The sequence below is a fragment of the Butyrivibrio sp. VCD2006 genome (assembly GCF_000423925.1).
Taxonomy (GTDB): domain Bacteria; phylum Bacillota; class Clostridia; order Lachnospirales; family Lachnospiraceae; genus Butyrivibrio.
Genome location: NZ_AUIX01000039.1, coordinates 18,811 through 36,024 on the forward strand (window position 1 = coordinate 18,811; position 17,214 = coordinate 36,024).

Genomic DNA, 17,214 nt, shown 5'->3' on the forward strand with positions numbered 1-17,214 from the left:
TGGAATGTTCATAATCCGTACTTTTTTTTGAGGGGAAATAGTATAGGATTTTAGTATCTCGAAATATGTTTGCTCGTCACAAATGGTTTTAGTTTTCATTTTTTTTCTTTAACGAAGGGGGTTAGGATTTTATGAAACACTTTAAGCCTTTAAGGGCGCTTTCTTTTGCACTGGCATTTTCTATGTCAGTTTCCATGACACCTATTATTTCACCATCAATTACGGCTAGGGCTGAAGCTGAGACTTATGCTCAGGCAAAGACAATCTGCGGATTGGGGACAGGATATATAACTGACCCTGTCAGTCGTGGCGGAAAGTGGTGCTACGTCTATTATGGAAATTATAATGGTAAGCCTCAAAAAAACAGAGTTCTTGATACAGACTCACGTGATTTTGGTATAAATGGCTCGCTTCTTCTGGATAGCGTAGCAGACACGTATACTTATTGTTTTGACTTGGACGGAAAGAAAAACAGCGGAGCCAGCCACGTATATGAGTGGCTATATAGCGATCTGAGAGAAGAAGTGAATACAAATCTTTATTCAAAATTATTCACTGAGCTTGAAAAGAAAGCAATAATTACCAGCAAAAAGACGACAATTAGAGAGCCTGATGGAAGATCAGGGTTAGAATCATATGGATTTGCACCGATAGACGATAAACTCTTTTTCCTTGATGTATGCGAAGCTACAAGAGAATCCTATGGCTTTGAGGATACTTTGGGGGAGATGTCTACAAGAAAGAACATTGATGGAGGTAAGAGCGGAGTCTGGCTGAGATCTCCATATTTAAATAATCCGGATTATTATGCTTCTTCTATAACTTCTAATGGTGGCATTAGTTTTTATGGTGGAGGGGCAACACATAGAGTATCTCCCGCATATAACCTGGATCTAAAATCTATTTTATTCACTTCATTAGTTGAAGGTACACTGGGTAAGTTAGGGTCTTCGTATAAGCTGACATTAGTAGATAAGGATGAAGAGGTAATCACCCGTCCTTATTCAGTTCGTGCAGAAAACGTTGAAGATGAAATTAAAATCCATTTCCAGCTCACCGGTTACAGGAAGGACGATCCTACTAAATATAGTGTTCTTTTGCTTAAGAAAAAATATACTCCAGGAGAGACAGTTGGAAACGCCTATGCTTATATTCCGGTAACAATAGATAATTATGAATTAAGAGATGATGGAGTGCATCCCAGATATTCAATAGTAGATGGCTCTTTCAAGATTCCTTCAAAATATGAACGCTACGGCGCTTGTTATCTTGTAGCTGAACAGGTTAATGGTACATATGAAACAGATTATGCATGTGAGCCGGTGGAATTTTCTATTGAAAAGCATACACATAACTGGACAGTAACTGAATCTGGTAGTGTTGGAAAAATTTCGTGTGAAGATTGTGGAAAAAGCTATACTGTAGAGATTAGTACCAACGATAAGATATATGATAAAACAGCTGCATCGGCAGTTGTGACAATGGCTGATGGACTTCCTGAAGGATTTAGTGTTACAGAACCGGTTTATGGTGTGGCGAATAAACCCTCATTTGATACACCGCCTGTAAACGTAGGTAGCTATTATGCAGCGGTGACAATTAAGGAAGAAGAATCGGTGGGTACTGTAATTTCTTCAATTTTTACGATTTCCCCTGCGAAAATAAATGAGGGAATGGTTGTTGTAGAGACAGGACCTTTTGTCTATGATGATTCAGAAATCACGCCGGAAGTTACTGTGATGGATGACACAGATATACTTCAGCTTGATAAGGACTATACAGTTTCATATTCAAATAATGATGCGCCCGGTACGGCTACAGTAACAGTTGTAGGAATAGGGAATTATAAAGGAGAGGTTTCAACAAACTTTGAAATAGCAAGTAAAAAGGTAACGCCCATAGAGTCCATGAATAGGGGAGAAAGGGAGATTGATCTTGGAAGTACGGATTTAGTTCTTCATTCAGCTGAGACTGAAGATCAGATTGAGCGAGATAGAATTTTCAATACTTTAGAAGCAACGATGGGGACAATAAGCTTTGATAAGAAGATTAAAACAGTGAAAGAATCTCTGCCGCTAAAGGTTGACCTGAATAACGATGGTGAATATGATTTTGAGATTATTTATGTTCCTGCAGGGACTGCCTTTAGAAAGCTTGAAACCTGCAGCTGCGGTGATGAGTTTAACTTAGAGCTGGAGAAGCTAAATCGACGATATCTTGATGAGGCAAAATCAGAGTATTACAGTCCTATAAAATTCAGCTTCAAGGAGAAGGAGCCAACGGATCCTGACGAGCCGACAGATCCTGATACACCAACGGATCCCGGCACACCAACAGATCCTGATACACCAACGGATCCCGATACACCAACAGATCCTGATACACCAACGGATCCTGACACACCAACAGATCCCGACACACCAACGGATCCTGATACACCAACAGATCCTGATACACCAACAGATCCTGATACACCAACAGATCCCGACACGCCAACGGATCCTGACACACCAACAGATCCTGATACACCAACAAATCCTGACACACCAACAGATCCCGACACACCAACAGATCCTGATACACCAACAAACCCTGACACACCGACGAATCCGGACACACCTACAAACCCTGACACACCGACGAATCCGGACACACCTACAAACCCTGACACACCAACAGATCCTGATACACCAACAAACCCGGATACACCTACAAACCCTGACACACCGACAAATCCGGATACACCAACAAACCCGGATACACCGACGAATCCGGACACACCTACAAATCCTGATACGCCGCAGAATCCTACCACGGATCCTTCAGCTCCGGCAGATACACCGCAGGTTCCTACTCAGGGTGAGACCAAGGCACCTACAGTACAGGATCCTGCACCTGCAGAGCGCCAGGCAGGCGATGTTGTTAAGGATGAAAGTACAGCAGCTGAGTACAAGATTCTATGCACTACCGAAGGCGCAAGGACAGTAGTTTATAAGCAGTGCTTACTTATGGATTCAACCTCAGCCAATATTCCTGCAACTGTCACAATAGACAACAAAGAATATAAGGTAACTGAGATAGCTGCGAATGCATTTAAGGGCAACAATAAGCTTAAGAAAGTCACGATAGGAAAGAACATCGTAAAGATTGGCAGCAAAGCATTCTATAAGTGTAAGAACTTAAAGAAGATAACCATCAAGACAACTGCCCTTACCAAAAAGAGTGTCGGCGCTAGTGCTTTCAAGGGAATCCATGCTAAGGCAAGCGTAAAGGTACCAAAGAAGAGCTTAGATTCTTACAAGAAGATATTAAAGGCTAAGGGTATAAACGGAAAAACGCAAAAAATTACTAAATAATATGTGAATACTTGTACTCGAGTGTTCATGTTTATATGGAGCTATCGCATTAGATGATTTCATTTTGGCGATGGCTCCATTATATTTGTGAAATTTTGGGATCATTCACTTTTTAAGAAAGTCTTAAAGAAATCTTAAGTAGTTCTTCTCTTGTCCCATCCCCTTCAACTATGTTATTTTATCTAAGCGTTATTCAGACGCACCAGATGAATTTCATTCATTTGATTTTTACCACTTTTGCAAAAGAAGCTAAACATCTAAAAAGGAGTAACTACATATTTATGTCAGAAAGAAAAATCACATACCAGAATGCCACTGGTACCATTGAATTCACTTTAAAAAGTGATCTAATGTTCCACTATGTAATGCAGAAATCAAAGGCTGCATTAATTGGACTTGTTTGTGCCCTAAAAGGAATACATCCTTCCCAGGTCAGAGATATCATTGTCATGAATCCAATCGATTTAAACAGTACATCCAAGGAAACTGTCATGGATCTGAAACTTATTCTTAACAGTAAAGAAATCCTCAATATAGAATTACAGGTATATACTGATAAATATTGGATAAACCGCTCAGTATTATATCTTTGCAGAGCATATGATTCCATAGGCGAAGGGGAAGACTACTCCAAACTCAAACCTACAACACACTTTTGTATAACAGACCAGGAACTGTTTCCAGATGATGATGAGTTTTATTCAAGTTATTTGCTTCTTAACACTAAAAATCACAGGCCATACACTAAAAATTTCGGTATAAACGTGTTACAATTGAATCACATAGAGAATGCAACAAAAGAAAATTTCGATAATAATCTTGTCTATTGGGCAAGGCTTTTTGAAGCCGATACCTGGGAAGTGTTCAGAAAACTTGCTAAGGATAATCCGGCAATTGAGGAGGTGGGTAATTTGATTCTTGAGCTTAACACTGACAACCAAGCAAAAGAACTTCTTGAAGGTCAGCGTCGTTACAGAGAAATGCTTGCTTCACAGTATACTGCAGGTTATACCGACGCAGAAGATAAATATGCTGCCCAGCTTGCTGAAAAAGATGCAGCACTTGCGGATAAGAACGCCACCATTGCTAAAAATGTCTCCGATCTTGCAAATAAAGACTCAACAATTGCTCAAAAGGATGCTCTTCTTCAAAAATATATTGATAAGTTTGGGCCAATTTGAAAGACCAAAAGGAAAACTATTTTCCATATTTAAAAACTTTCTATAACGATATGTGAATATTTTATAAATAAGAGTTCTGAGAGATCGGAACTCTTATTTTTTTGATTTTTTTGACGATATTAATGATAAGTGTAGTTATGCAACTATGGTTTTTTTATTGATTGTTGAGGGATTATTTCAGATGAAAAAGACTAAATTCAAGGTATCTTCATATCTGCTAATTCCAATCTTTCTAGCGGCATTATTACTGATTTTTTCCAGGGATGCTTATGCCGCCACAGCAAATATAAATCCTTATAATGCCGTTCAAGTTGAGGTTAACTCTACGAATGAGGATGGCACTGTAAAAATAGGTCAGGATCTTTGGTATACCTTTACAGCACCCCAGGGAAACAGCTGGGTCATCGCCAGGCTGACCGGTACGCAGGAAACCGGTACCATGCAGATAGCTATCTTTGATGAACAGCTGAATATGGTAAAGGAGAATTACACACAGGCGGGGAATCATATAGCCGAGATAGTGTGCAGGATGAATTATGAAGGGATAGGTTCTACAGAAGAGTTCATACCGAGACTTGTTGCAGATAAAAAGTACTATATAAAAATCAGCGGAACAGGGAGCTTTAATCTTAACCTTGACCAGTTCATGGACGATTACGCAGGAGATTATGATTCTGCAACAGTACTTAATGTTGGTACCACAATCTCGGGTACTCTTGAACGTGAAGAAGATATAGACAGCTTCTGCTTTGAAGTTCCTAACAATAACAGCTACAAGGTTACTGTCACGGCCACCAGGAAGATGGATGTAAAAATTGCCGATGACAATGAGTACGTTCTTAACAGCAATGCACTAAGAGTTATACGTGACAATGGAAGTGCGGAATATACCATAAGCGGCTCCGGTGTTAAACGATATTTCTTTTTATCTGGAAAAGGAAACACACACTATAGGATAAGCGTCGAAATAGATGAGGATGCCGCAGAGCTGGGCCTTTGGACCAGAGTGACCGCCAATGTGGGTGAAAACACCATAAGGGTCGACACAAAAAAGGGAGCCAGGATATCCATAATTGTTAAGAAGGGCTCCAAGAAAAAGAGCCTCAAAATCAAGTATAAGGGCAAGAAAAAGAAGAAAATAACCGTAACACAGAAAAGCGCATCAAAAACATACAAGCTCACGAGGAAATTAAAACCGGGCGACGTTGTTATAGTGACAGCCACAAAGAAGAGATATAAGGAGTTCAACTACAAGAAAAAGATGAAGTGAGGGGGAAAAGATGAAGAGATTCTGCAGATTATTGGCTTTACTTATCACTATTGTGCTTTTAGCAGACGGCACAGCAATAACATCACATGCAGCATTTAATGATCTTAAGAAAACAGGCTGCAGCTTCAACTTTTATAAAGGCTCCTGGGTTCAGGTTTCAACAAGACTTCCCGGGAAAAAGGGGCTTTCCAAGGTATATGCCAAGATAACTAAATACAGTGGCAGAGAATATCCTGCGGCAAAGACCGGAGGTGCGGCAACTTCGGGAACATCGTCAATGATGACTGTTTCCATGACTATCCAGGTTCAGAATCCCAAAAAGCCAACCAAGAAAATGGCTAAGAAGTTCATAAATTCAGGTCGGGATTACATCGATTATCTTGATGTTGTTGTGGTTGACAAGGTGACCGGCGAAAATTTAAACACAGCGGAGACCTCTGAGGATGGAACGAATTACCACGGAGTTTCAGTCACAGAGACTGAGTGGAAGGGCCTAAAGCCACAGAAGCTTGTCTGGTCTGACGGAACCATATACCAGTACTACGTATCCTACGTAAAGACATTGGTAATAAAATTCCCCTCCACCTATAAAAAGACCTGCGTTGGAATTTGCGGGACACATGTCAGTGACTATGATAAAATGACTGACTGGAACGAAGGCTTTATTGAGGGCTACACAGTGTTCTCCGATTCCACTCATGTAAAAATGGGAAGTAAGAAGCAGACAGCTCAGCTTTCACATTTCATAAACATAAAGAAGAGTAAGAAAGCTAACAGCTATTACAATAACAGTCCGTTTATTAGATAGTGAGGTAAAATAACGACGAAGCGACATCAGAAAATGAATACTGATGTCGCTTTTTCTTAGTTTGTTTTATACAAATACAATTTTATCAAAGTTTATGCTGATCACGTTGATTAAGAAATGATAAAAAAATATTGAAATCTTCGTTTTTTTGAGTATTTTTATTGCATTTACATATATAATAAATACAAGAGTATTGAAATTGGAATGGTGCGCTGACGGTAATGAGGAGATAAGATGAATAGTGATCAAATGATGCATTATCTTACGGGCCTTCCCAACGCTGGTGGGTACATCAAGAGGGTTAGTGATTGCATCAAGGCAGGGACAATTACAGAGTACACTGCTTTCTATTTCAACTTAAAAGGTTTTGGCAACATAAACCAAAGATATGGAATGGAGAGCGGAGACAGGATCCTTGTGCAGTTCACTGATAAAGTAAAAGAATTCCTTATGGAAGATGAGATTCTTGGCCATCTTGGCGGGGATAATTTTGTCGCGCTCATTAAGAAGGATAGGAAGGAAAAATTCTGCAGGCTTCTAAATGGTATAGAGGTAGATCTGGGCACGGGAACGGATAATAGTAAGCTCAAGATCCAGTCTACGATTGGTCTTTGGGATATTGATGAGCCCTTCGATGATCCCGGAGAAGCAATTGGCAGAACGTCTATAGCGCTTCAGCATGCTAAGCACATAATGCATGTCCCTGTTGTCAGTGTAACCCAGGACATGCTTAATAAGGTTTCTGTACAGAAAAATGTTCTTGAGCAATATCAAAGTGCACTTGCCAACCAGGAGTTTCTGGTTTTCTATCAGCCCAAGGTTGACTCGAGGACCAACACTCTCGTAGGAGCCGAGGGACTTGTCAGATGGAAGCATGACGGACAGATGGTCTCTCCCGGAGTTTTTATTCCTCCCCTTGAGCAGAACGGCGAGATAGTACTCCTTGATTACTATGTGCTGAAAAGAGCCTGTGAGGACATAAAGAGATGGATAAGTGAAGGGATAGAACCCGTATGTATCTCAGTCAACTTTTCCAGAAAAGATCTCATGGACGCAGACCTTGCCCAGAACATAGACAGAATAATCACCGCCTCCGGAATCGATAAGAAATATATCGAGATTGAGGTTACCGAGACCGTGGATGAGCAGGAGCACGGAGAACTTGCCAGATTTATCAGCGATCTCTATGACAGAAATATCATGACCGCGATAGACGACTTTGGAGCAGGTTACTCATCACTTGCTACACTTCGAGAATTCAAGGTACATACTTTGAAAATTGACCGCTCGTTCATAAATACCAAGGAATTTTCATGGAAGGATGAGATCATCCTTCGCGACATCATTCATATGGCTCATGGCCTTAACATGGATATTGTCACCGAGGGTGTTGAGCGCGACGATCAGATAGCATTCATAAATAAGGTTGGATGTTATGTTATCCAGGGATTCTTCTACGACAGACCGCTGCCGGTGGAGGAATTTGAGGATAGACTAAAGGATAAAGTATATAAAAAAGGGTGAATGAACTAACAGATATGTGCCCTCCTTCCTGGATATACGGGAAGGAGGGCGTTTTTGTGTAATTCATTTTGCTCCTTGCTGAATGATTTTTTCACAGGATAAATGGGCCTTATGAAAGTTAAAAACATTTGATTTACCTATAAACTTTTACCATTGTCCTATCGATATTATTATTGAACAACAAAGTGACATGCACAAACGGCCGAACGCATGAAACAAATAAATGAGACTTGAACGGAGGATTTAGATATGTATATGTATGAATTGTTTCTTGCAAAAGATGTAAACGGGAAGAGCGTTCACTTTATAGAGACAGACCACAGGGTAGATGACCTTGAAGTATGGCTTAAGACACTTGTAAAAGACAACACAATCACTGAAGATATCGCAAATGCAGTTACCTTCGTATGGTAATACCTAAAAACGACTATAAGAAACCCATAGCTTAACAGTATAAAACAATAAGATCAGTCCACAAAGCCAGAGGGGAAATTTAAATAAAACAAGAACCTGTGCATCGCGAGCACAGGTTCTTTTACGTCTAATAATCAGGAAAAATTCCCAAGCAACCAGAAACTTATAACCATATATATTAAGTTGATGTCATTACTACGTTGACAAATGGAAACTTGTGCGTTAATATTTCAAAGTAATTTAGTTAAAATAAATTTAGTTAAACCGGAGGAAACAAAAATGAGTTTTGAGGAGATTAAGGAACTGATAGCAGAGATTCTTGCAGTAGATGAGGATAAGATCACACTGGAGACAAAACTGGTTGATGATCTTGGAGCTGACTCACTTAGTGTTGTTGAGCTTCACATGGAGATTGAGGAGAGACTTGGAGTAAAAATTCCTGACGAAGAGATTCCTAATCTTAAGACAGTTCAGGACGTTCTTAGTGCAATTGAAAAGAACAAATAATGTAGGTTCACTAAGGAACCAAATAATAGGAGGTCTATATGGGGACTTTTCTTGACACGTTATCTTTTCCCGCAAGAGTAAGAAAGGATTTGGGAGAGGTTTTCCTTAAGAAAGATAAGGAGCCGGTTTTCATAACATGTAAAGCCTGCAACAGAAGGGCTTTAAAGAAGGATTGGCAGGATAACTTCTATGTGTGCCCGGTATGCGGACATTACAGACCAATCGGTGCATATTACAGATTGTCGCTGATCCTGGATAAGGGCACTTTCAGAGAGCTCAATGAGGATCTTATTGCCAAGGACCCGATGGACTTTCCTGAATACAGGGATAAGCTCAAGGGCCAGATGCAAAAGACGGGACTACCCGAGGCAGCGGTAACAGCAGTTGGAAAAATTGGCGGCCATAAGGTTGTGACTGCAGTCTTAGACAGTCGCTTCTTTATGGGGAGTATGAGCAGCACTGTAGGTGAAAAGGTGACAAGGGCAGTTGAATATGCCATGGAAAAAAAGCTTCCGCTGATAATCTTTTCAGCCAGCGGCGGGGCCAGAATGCAGGAGGGTATCTACAGCCTTATGCAGATGGCAAAAACCGCAGCAGCGATAGAGGAGTTTAATGCGGCAGGAGGTCTTTATATAAGCTTCCTGACACACCCCACAACGGGAGGAGTTACCGCAAGCTTTGCTTCTCTTGGGGACATTACTCTTGCTGAGCCCGGAGCCCTCATTGGATTTGCGGGACCCAGAGTCATAGAGCAGACAATCCATAAAAAGCTGCCCAAGGGCTTTCAGCGAAGTGAATACCTTGAAGCCCATGGCTTTGTCGATAAGATCGTTCCCAGAAATGAGATGAGAGATACACTTTTGCAACTGATCGAACTGCATTCCTGATGCTGCGCAAATATAGTACATGGATATGACATTCCATTGTTTTTCCTTAGGGGAGATGAATAGATATGACATTCCATTGTTTTTCCTTAGGGGAGATGAATAGATATGATAATTCTTTGCCTTCCCCTAGGGGGAAGGTGTCAGCGCAGCTGACGGATGAGGGGAAGGAGGTACGTATGCTGGAAAAGGTTTTAAAAGAGGTCGAGAAACTGGATGAGAGAATTGCTGCCCTTGAAAAAAAGGCAACAGGCGTAACGGATAAACTTGTGAAAAAGGCCTTCAAATCAAAGGATGTCCTTGAAGAACTCGAGGATGATTATGAAGACTGGTCCACAAAGGAAAATGAGATCGACAAGCTTAGGAGAATGCGAGACAGTTTTCTTTCAGATTGTGAAAACATCGCTCCCGACGAAAAGGTATTCCTTGCAAGACACCCGAAGAGACCGCATATAGATGATTTTATAGAGGGACTTTTTACGGATTTCTTCGAGCAAAAGGGAGATCATCTTTTCGATGAGGACAAGAGTATATATGGTGGAATTGCCAGATTTCATGGCATTCCTGTCACAGTGCTTGGGCATAAGAAGGGACACACCATGGAAGAAAACATGGAGTACAACTTCGGTATGCCGTGTCCTGAGGGATATCGAAAGGCACTTCGCATAATGAACCAAGCTGAAAAATTCGGAAGACCTATCATTACCTTCATAGATACACCTGGCGCGTATCCCGGACTTGAGGCTGAGGAGCACGGACAGGGTGAGGCCATAGCCATGAATCTTGCAAAAATGAGCCAATACCATGTGCCGGTTATTTCGGTTGTCACAGGTGAGGGAAATTCAGGTGGTGCTCTGGCCATCGGTGTTGCTAACAAGGTTCTTATGCTTGAGAATGCGGTTTACTCAATCTTAAGCCCTGAGGGCTTTGCGAGCATTTTGTGGAAGGATGCTGAAAGACATAAGGAGGCCTGCAAGCTCATGAAGCTTACAGCGGATGATCTTTATGAGGCCGGAGTTGCCGATGAGATTGTAAAAGAGCCAATCGGAGGTGCGCAGAGAAACTATGACGAGGTTTTCAAAAATCTGGACAAGGTTCTCTATGCAAACTTAAAAGAACTCATGACACTCTCTCCTTCCGGATGCAAGAGACAAAGACTTGATAAATACAGGAAGATCGGATGAGTATGAAAAATATTGAAATAATAGGTACCGGAAGGTCGATTCCGTCTAAGGTTGTAACCAATGATGATCTTGCGAAAATCGTTGATACAAGTGACGAGTGGATAAGCACAAGAACAGGAATCAGGCAAAGGAGATTTTGCGATGAGGGAGAGAGTGCCAATTCACTTGCGATTGCGGCGGCGGCAAAGGCCATTGCAGCATCGGGACTTGCGCCGGAGGATATTGGCGTCTGCATCTGCGCGACCATTTCCGGGAACTATGCTACACCCAGTATGGCCTGCATTGTGCAGCGCGAGCTGGGACTTAGGGAATGTATACCGGCACTTGACGTAAATGCGGCCTGCAGCGGCTTTTTATATGGGATTGAGGTTGCAAGGGGGCTGCTAAACGGAACCGGAGAGAACTATGCACTTGTTGTTGGCTGCGAACAGTTATCGAAGCTTCTCGATATGACAGACAGAAGCACCTGCGTCCTCTTCGGAGATGGTGCCGGGGCAGCAGTTGTCAGAATTTCAGATGATGCACCCTATGCATCCACACTTGGTGCAAGGGGCGGCTATGAGATATCGGTTTTGGGAGCAGGACCCGAGCCCAGCCATATTCACATGGATGGCGCAGAGGTCTTCAAGTTCGCAACAAACATTATTCCTAAATGCATAGGTGAGCTTGAGAAAAAGAGCGGCATAGGGATTGATGGCGTAAGCAAGGTTGTCTGCCATCAGGCCAATGAGAGGATAATCGATTCCTGCATAAGAAGAATGAAAGCGGATTCCTCCAAATTCTATAAAAACATGGACCGCTTCGGTAACACCAGCGCAGCTTCAGTACCCATCGCTCTTAGCGAGCTTGTAGAAAATGGCGAAGTGAAAGACGGAGACCTTCTTATGATGGTAGGCTTTGGCGCCGGACTCACCTGGGCTGGAGCTCTTGTGAGATACGCAGGACAGTAGAACTAAATGAGGGCAATTATGAAAAAAATTAACGAAATACTTGGCACAGAATTCCCCATAATCCAGGGCGGCATGGCCAACATTGCAACAGGCTCTTTTGCAGCAGCCTGCTCCAATGCCGGAGCCCTTGGACTTATAGGTGTCGGCGGAATGACTCCAAAGATGCTCAGGGAAGAAATCAGAATATGCAAAAGTAAGACCGACAAACCTTTCGGAGTAAACATCATGCTTCTGCACCCGGATGCGGATGAATTTGCTGACATAGTGGTGGAAGAGGGCGTGAAGGTTGTAACAACCGGCGCGGGCAATCCTGCCAAATACATGGAAAAATGGAAGGCTGCGGGAATCACTGTAATACCTGTGGTTGCGGCTCCAATCCTTGCAAAAGCACTTGAGAAAAGCGGTGCTGATATGATCATCGCTGAAGGCTGTGAGAGCGGCGGACATGTGGGGGAGATGACCACAATGACGCTGGTACCACAGACGGTGGATGCGGTCAGCGTTCCTGTAATTGCGGCAGGTGGAATCGCTGATACACGTCAGGTTAAGGCAGCCTTTGCCCTTGGCGCATCAGGCATCCAGGTTGGAACATGCCTCCTTGCCAGTGACGAGTGCCCTATTCATGAAAATTATAAAAAGGCAGTTATCAAGGCAAAGGGAACAGATGCAATCGTAACAGGCAGAATCGGTGGAACTCCCGTAAGAGTTCTAAAGAACAAAATGACCAGGGAATACATCAAGCAGGAGAAGGCCGGAGCGGATCTTATGGAGCTTGAAAAGTTCACCCTTGGAAGTCTCAGAAGAGCAGTATTTGAAGGTGACACCGAGACAGGAAGCCTCATGGCGGGACAGACTTGTGGCCAGGTAAAAGAGATCAGACCCGTAAGAGAGATATTTAAGGAGCTTATGAGCGTATGAAAACAGCATTTTTATATGCGGGACAGGGGAGCCAGCACAAGGGTATGGGCGAGGACCTTTACCGCGATTTTGAGGAATTCAGAGAGGTTATCGACGGCGCAGATGCATCCTTCGATATAAAGCAGATGTGCTTTGAGGATCCCGATGGAAAACTCTCAAAGACCAAGTATACACAGCCCTGCATGGTTGCGTTTGCTTCGGGAGTCACAGCTATTTTAAATAAAAACGGCAAGAAGCCTGACTATCTAGCAGGCTTATCTCTGGGCGAGTATTCTGCACTTCAGGCAGCAGGCGTCTGGGATTCCAAAAAGGCAATAAGCCTTGCAGCCTTCAGAGGCGAAGCAATGACCAAAGCGGCAGAGGGCGTAGAGGCAGGAATGACTGCGGTTATGGGACTTTCTGAAGAGGCTCTTCAAAAGTGTGTTGATGAAGCAAAAAGTGAGGGCGTTGTTTCTATATGTAATGACAACTGCCCCGGACAGATTGTAATAGGCGGTGAGAAGAAGGCCGTAGAAAAGGCAGCGGAAATAGCAAAGGAAAACGGTGCAAAGAGATGCATCCCTTTAAATGTCAGCGGACCTTTTCACACTAAGTTCATGAGCGCTGCAGGTGATGCCTTAAAGGACTACTTTAATGACATTGAGTTTTCAGAAGAGAAAATTCCTGTAGTTTTCAATGTGTCAGGAAAAGAAAAGGGTGAGACCGAGACCACACAGGAGCTTCTTGTAAAGCAGGTTCAAAGCGGCGTCAAGATGACACAGACCATCGAGTACCTTCTTGATAAGGGCGTAAGACGCTTTGTTGAAATCGGCCCCGGAAAGGCACTTACAGGCTTTGTCAAAAAGACTGCCAAGGAAAAGGAAATATCTGATATTGAGTGTATTACCCTTGAGACTTCCGAGGAAGTAAAGAGCTATATAGAAAAATAATATACACAACCAATGGTTTGAGATATTGCAAGTAAAAAATATGCCTTCCCCCTTGGGGGCGCACGACATCCGGGGGATGTCGGTTCTGCGCGGACCGAAGCGGAGCGAAGACAAGGTGTCAGCGTAGCTGACGGATGAGGGGGCATAGGAGGTCATTATGACAAAAACAGTAATCATAACAGGTGGAAGCCGCGGCATAGGCCGTGCCATAGCCACCTCGTTTTCAGAAAAGAAATACAACGTAGTTATCAGCTATGCAGGTAACGATACAGCTGCTAAGGAGGCGGAAGAACTTTGCAGACAGGCAGGAGCTTTAGATGTTCTCCTTTTCAAGGGTGATGTCTCGGATGAAAAAAATGCCGAGGAGCTTGTAGGTAAGACTCTTGAGAAGTACGGACAGATCGATGTTCTGATCAACAATGCAGGAATAACAAGAGACAATCTTCTTGCCAGGATGAGTGCCGAGGACTTTGACAGCGTTATAGCAACTAACCTGCGCGGTGCATTTTTGATGACTAAGTACGTGACAAAGCCGATGATGAAAAAACGCTATGGAAGAATCGTGAATATTTCAAGCGTGGTCGGAGTTCACGGAAATCCCGGCCAGGCCAATTACTGTGCTAGTAAGGCAGGCCTCATAGGAATGACTAAGAGCGCCGCAAAGGAGCTTGCATCCAGGAACATCACAGTCAATGCGGTCGCACCCGGAATGATAGCTACCGAGATGACAGCTGTATTATCCGACGAGCAGAAGAGTGCAATAAACTCGCAGATTCCTGCAAAAAGAATGGGAGAGGCAAGTGACGTGGCAAATGCTGTCACTTTTCTTGCGGATGAAAACAGCAGCTACATCACCGGACAGGTAATTGGAATCGATGGAGGCATGGGTATATGAAAGTAATCACTTAGCGAGGTTTTTCCGAGCTTAGTGTACTACTTTGTTCTGGCGAACGAAGTGAGAGCAGAACTTCCTTGTATGAAAATGGAGATAAATATGAAAAGAAGAGTAGCAATAACCGGACTTGGCACTGTCAATCCGACCGGAAACAGTGTTGCAGAGAGCTGGGAGAGCATTAAAAACGGAAAAATCGGAATCGGTGAGATTACCACTTTTGATACAACTGATTTTAAGACAAAGGTAGCAGCAGAAGTAAAGAACTTCGAGCCTGCCAGCAGACTTGATAAGAAGGAACTGCGGCACATTGCAAGATACACTCAGCTTGCAATGTATGCAGCTGAGGAAGCTATACAGGATGCGGGACTCTGTAAGCCTTCCGACGGAGAATACACCTTTAATACACCTGTATCGGAGATTCCTGCTGACAGATGCGGTGTCATTGTATCCAGCGGAATCGGCGGACTGGATATTATTGAGCAGCAGCACAGCAGAATGGTTGAAAAGGGCAACAATCTTGTAAGTCCTTTCTTCGTTCCGATGGCTATCACTAACATGGCAGCTGCCAGAATCGCAATATCCCATGGCTTTAAGGGAATGTGCACCTGCCCGGTTACAGCCTGTGCGGGCGGAAGCAATGCTATCGGAGATTCCTTCCTAAGAATCAGAGATGGCTACGAGGATGTGATGATTTGCGGCGGAACCGAGAGCACGATCACGCCCCTTGGAATCGCGGGCTTCCAGAACATGAAGGCACTCTCTGACTCAACTGATCCTGCGAGAGCCAGCATTCCTTTTGACAAGGACAGAAACGGTTTTGTAATGGGCGAGGGAAGCGGAATTCTGGTGCTTGAGGAATATGAACATGCTGTAAACAGAGGCGCACACATTTACGCTGAAATCGTTGGCTATGGCAGCAACTGTGATGCATACCACATCACTTCTCCTTCACCTAATGGAGAGGGCGGTGCGGCATGCATGAAGCTCGCAATCAAGGATGCAGGTATCACTGAGGGTGACATTGATTACATCAACGCACATGGCACTTCCACAAGCCTTAACGATAAGTATGAGACTGCAGCTATCAAGACTGTATTTGGCGAAAAAGCAAAGGATCTCTACGTATCCAGTACCAAGTCAATGACCGGTCACCTTTTAGGAGGCGCAGGCGGAGTTGAGGCTGTTTTCTCAGTAAAAGCGCTTGAGGATGGATTTGTTCCACCCACAGCAGGACTTGAAGAGACAGAGCCTGAGATGGATTTAAACTATGTGCCTAAGAAGGGTGTGGAAGCGAACCTTAAATATGTTCTCAGCAACAGTCTTGGCTTTGGAGGACACAACGCATGCCTGATTTTCAAGAAGGCAGAATAAATTAGCTGACGGATGAGGGTTATATGAATATAGAAGAAAGAACCGAAAAAAAATCACTTACAGCAGAGCAAATCGCAGAAATCCTGCCCCATAGATATCCCTTTGCTCTGGTGGACAGAATAATCGATCATGAGCCCGGAAGCTGGGCTGTTGGCAGAAAATGTGTCAGCATGGATGAGCCCTTTTTTCAGGGACATTTTCCGGGAAAACCAATCATGCCCGGAGTACTTATAATAGAAGCTTTGGCTCAGACAGGGGCGGTAGCAGCGCTGTCTCTTCCAGAGAACAAGGGGAAGCTGGCTCTTTTTGGTGGTATAAAAAATGCACGTTTTAAGAAGCCTGTGATCCCGGGAGACGTCCTTGAACTTCGCTGTGCAATGATCAAAAGCAAAGGACCTGTGGGCGTTGCCGAGGCGGAAGCTTTGGTGGATGGCAATGTAGTTACAAGAGCTGAGATTACTTTTTCAATATTGTGATATAATTATATTGTTATTTATCATTTGTTGAAAAAGGAAGTAAGTAATGTTTGATTATGCTATACGACATATTTATGAGAAGCTTCGCCTTCATTTCTATATGAAGGTTTATTCACGCTTCGAAAATCGAGAGGCAACTCTTTCTGCAGTAGAGACCTTCAGCATGGAGGTTATTATGGCAATGGAGGAGCCGACCGTTGCTCAGTTTGCCAAGATGATGGACATCTCATCACCTAATGCAGCCCACAGAGTAAAGTGCCTTGTACAGAAGGGCTACGTTGAGAAGGTGCAGTCACCTGAAGACGGAAGAGAGTTTCACCTTAGACCCACACAGAAATATCTCGATTTTTGCAAGATCAATGAAGACTATCTCAAGGTCCTTATGAAAAGATGCGAACAGCGCTTTTCACCGGAGGACTACGCTAAGCTTAACGAGATGCTCGACATCATAAACAATGAACTGATGCCTGAGCTTGATCTTGAAGCATATAAAAATTCTCCAATTTAAAAACAGAAGAATTTTCTTTCCGGAAGTTTTACTAAAACA

At 43.2% G+C, this 17,214-nt stretch carries 16 protein-coding genes; all 16 read left to right on the plus strand.

The features are described 5' to 3' along the window. Window positions 1-131 precede the first annotated feature (131 nt). The 16 genes from G586_RS27020 (at window position 132) to G586_RS0113810 (ending at window position 17,175) form a co-directional block, all read left to right on the plus strand. Window positions 132-3,356 (plus strand): leucine-rich repeat protein, encoded by a 3,225-nt coding sequence (locus tag G586_RS27020; RefSeq protein ID WP_051204808.1) that lies wholly within the window; start codon window positions 132-134, stop codon window positions 3,354-3,356. A gap of 281 nt (window positions 3,357-3,637) precedes the next feature. Continuing rightward, a complete protein-coding gene (locus G586_RS0113740; RefSeq protein WP_026528223.1) occupies window positions 3,638-4,537 on the plus strand; it encodes a PD-(D/E)XK nuclease family transposase in 900 nt (299 codons plus the stop codon). A gap of 181 nt (window positions 4,538-4,718) precedes the next feature. Continuing rightward, a complete protein-coding gene (locus G586_RS0113745; protein ID WP_026528224.1) occupies window positions 4,719-5,807 on the plus strand; it encodes a hypothetical protein in 1,089 nt (362 codons plus the stop codon). 10 nt (window positions 5,808-5,817) lie between these two features. After that, window positions 5,818-6,615 carry a hypothetical protein gene (locus G586_RS0113750; RefSeq protein ID WP_026528225.1) on the plus strand — a complete coding sequence of 266 codons (798 nt, stop codon included), beginning with the start codon at window positions 5,818-5,820 and terminating at the stop codon, window positions 6,613-6,615. 234 nt (window positions 6,616-6,849) lie between these two features. Beyond that, window positions 6,850-8,139, plus strand: coding sequence for a putative bifunctional diguanylate cyclase/phosphodiesterase (locus tag G586_RS23165; RefSeq protein WP_035773365.1), 1,290 nt, complete (start codon window positions 6,850-6,852; stop codon window positions 8,137-8,139). Window positions 8,140-8,388: 249 nt separating this feature from the next. Then, window positions 8,389-8,553 (plus strand): hypothetical protein, encoded by a 165-nt coding sequence (locus tag G586_RS26200; protein WP_155834178.1) that lies wholly within the window; start codon window positions 8,389-8,391, stop codon window positions 8,551-8,553. A gap of 279 nt (window positions 8,554-8,832) precedes the next feature. Further along, window positions 8,833-9,060: an acyl carrier protein gene (acpP, locus tag G586_RS0113765; protein WP_026528226.1), complete on the plus strand. Its 228-nt coding sequence runs from the start codon at window positions 8,833-8,835 to the stop codon at window positions 9,058-9,060. 38 nt (window positions 9,061-9,098) lie between these two features. Next, complete coding sequence (accD, locus tag G586_RS0113770; protein WP_026528227.1) at window positions 9,099-9,947, plus strand: acetyl-CoA carboxylase, carboxyltransferase subunit beta; 849 nt, start codon at window positions 9,099-9,101, stop codon at window positions 9,945-9,947. 176 nt (window positions 9,948-10,123) lie between these two features. Then, window positions 10,124-11,128, plus strand: coding sequence for an acetyl-CoA carboxylase carboxyltransferase subunit alpha (locus tag G586_RS0113775; RefSeq protein ID WP_026528228.1), 1,005 nt, complete (start codon window positions 10,124-10,126; stop codon window positions 11,126-11,128). Between the two features lie 2 nt (window positions 11,129-11,130). After that, entirely contained in the window at window positions 11,131-12,078 is a 948-nt protein-coding gene (locus G586_RS0113780; protein WP_026528229.1) for a beta-ketoacyl-ACP synthase III, read from the plus strand. A gap of 18 nt (window positions 12,079-12,096) precedes the next feature. Then, complete coding sequence (locus G586_RS0113785) at window positions 12,097-12,996, plus strand: DUF561 domain-containing protein (RefSeq protein ID WP_026528230.1); 900 nt, start codon at window positions 12,097-12,099, stop codon at window positions 12,994-12,996. Continuing rightward, entirely contained in the window at window positions 12,993-13,925 is a 933-nt protein-coding gene (fabD, locus tag G586_RS0113790) for an ACP S-malonyltransferase (RefSeq protein ID WP_026528231.1), read from the plus strand. Before G586_RS0113785 ends, fabD begins: the two co-directional genes overlap by 4 nt. Window positions 13,926-14,082: 157 nt before the next feature. Further along, complete coding sequence (gene fabG / locus G586_RS0113795; RefSeq protein WP_035773366.1) at window positions 14,083-14,820, plus strand: 3-oxoacyl-[acyl-carrier-protein] reductase; 738 nt, start codon at window positions 14,083-14,085, stop codon at window positions 14,818-14,820. A gap of 99 nt (window positions 14,821-14,919) precedes the next feature. Next, complete coding sequence (gene fabF, locus G586_RS0113800) at window positions 14,920-16,191, plus strand: beta-ketoacyl-ACP synthase II (RefSeq protein ID WP_330363279.1); 1,272 nt, start codon at window positions 14,920-14,922, stop codon at window positions 16,189-16,191. Window positions 16,192-16,214: 23 nt separating this feature from the next. Further along, the gene (gene fabZ, locus G586_RS0113805) at window positions 16,215-16,667 is read left to right on the plus strand and encodes a 3-hydroxyacyl-ACP dehydratase FabZ (protein WP_035773367.1); all 453 of its coding nucleotides are present in this window, start codon (window positions 16,215-16,217) and stop codon (window positions 16,665-16,667) included. Between the two features lie 46 nt (window positions 16,668-16,713). Next, the gene (locus G586_RS0113810; RefSeq protein ID WP_026528235.1) at window positions 16,714-17,175 is read left to right on the plus strand and encodes a MarR family winged helix-turn-helix transcriptional regulator; all 462 of its coding nucleotides are present in this window, start codon (window positions 16,714-16,716) and stop codon (window positions 17,173-17,175) included. Window positions 17,176-17,214 lie beyond the last annotated feature (39 nt).

Bases quoted from the DNA above. Each gene is read 5' to 3' on its own strand.
- G586_RS0113785 (WP_026528230.1), top strand. From the start codon at position 12,097: ATGAAAAAAATTAACGAAATACTTGGCACAGAATTCCCCATAATCCAG.
- accD (WP_026528227.1), top strand. From the start codon at position 9,099: ATGGGGACTTTTCTTGACACGTTATCTTTTCCCGCAAGAGTAAGAAAG.
- G586_RS0113745 (WP_026528224.1), top strand. From the start codon at position 4,719: ATGAAAAAGACTAAATTCAAGGTATCTTCATATCTGCTAATTCCAATC.
- fabG (WP_035773366.1), top strand. From the start codon at position 14,083: ATGACAAAAACAGTAATCATAACAGGTGGAAGCCGCGGCATAGGCCGT.
- G586_RS27020 (WP_051204808.1), top strand. From the start codon at position 132: ATGAAACACTTTAAGCCTTTAAGGGCGCTTTCTTTTGCACTGGCATTT.
- G586_RS0113810 (WP_026528235.1), top strand. From the start codon at position 16,714: ATGTTTGATTATGCTATACGACATATTTATGAGAAGCTTCGCCTTCAT.
- G586_RS0113780 (WP_026528229.1), top strand. From the start codon at position 11,131: ATGAAAAATATTGAAATAATAGGTACCGGAAGGTCGATTCCGTCTAAG.
- fabZ (WP_035773367.1), top strand. From the start codon at position 16,215: ATGAATATAGAAGAAAGAACCGAAAAAAAATCACTTACAGCAGAGCAA.
- G586_RS23165 (WP_035773365.1), top strand. From the start codon at position 6,850: ATGAATAGTGATCAAATGATGCATTATCTTACGGGCCTTCCCAACGCT.
- fabF (WP_330363279.1), top strand. From the start codon at position 14,920: ATGAAAAGAAGAGTAGCAATAACCGGACTTGGCACTGTCAATCCGACC.
- fabD (WP_026528231.1), top strand. From the start codon at position 12,993: ATGAAAACAGCATTTTTATATGCGGGACAGGGGAGCCAGCACAAGGGT.
- G586_RS26200 (WP_155834178.1), top strand. From the start codon at position 8,389: ATGTATATGTATGAATTGTTTCTTGCAAAAGATGTAAACGGGAAGAGC.
- acpP (WP_026528226.1), top strand. From the start codon at position 8,833: ATGAGTTTTGAGGAGATTAAGGAACTGATAGCAGAGATTCTTGCAGTA.
- G586_RS0113740 (WP_026528223.1), top strand. From the start codon at position 3,638: ATGTCAGAAAGAAAAATCACATACCAGAATGCCACTGGTACCATTGAA.
- G586_RS0113750 (WP_026528225.1), top strand. From the start codon at position 5,818: ATGAAGAGATTCTGCAGATTATTGGCTTTACTTATCACTATTGTGCTT.
- G586_RS0113775 (WP_026528228.1), top strand. From the start codon at position 10,124: ATGCTGGAAAAGGTTTTAAAAGAGGTCGAGAAACTGGATGAGAGAATT.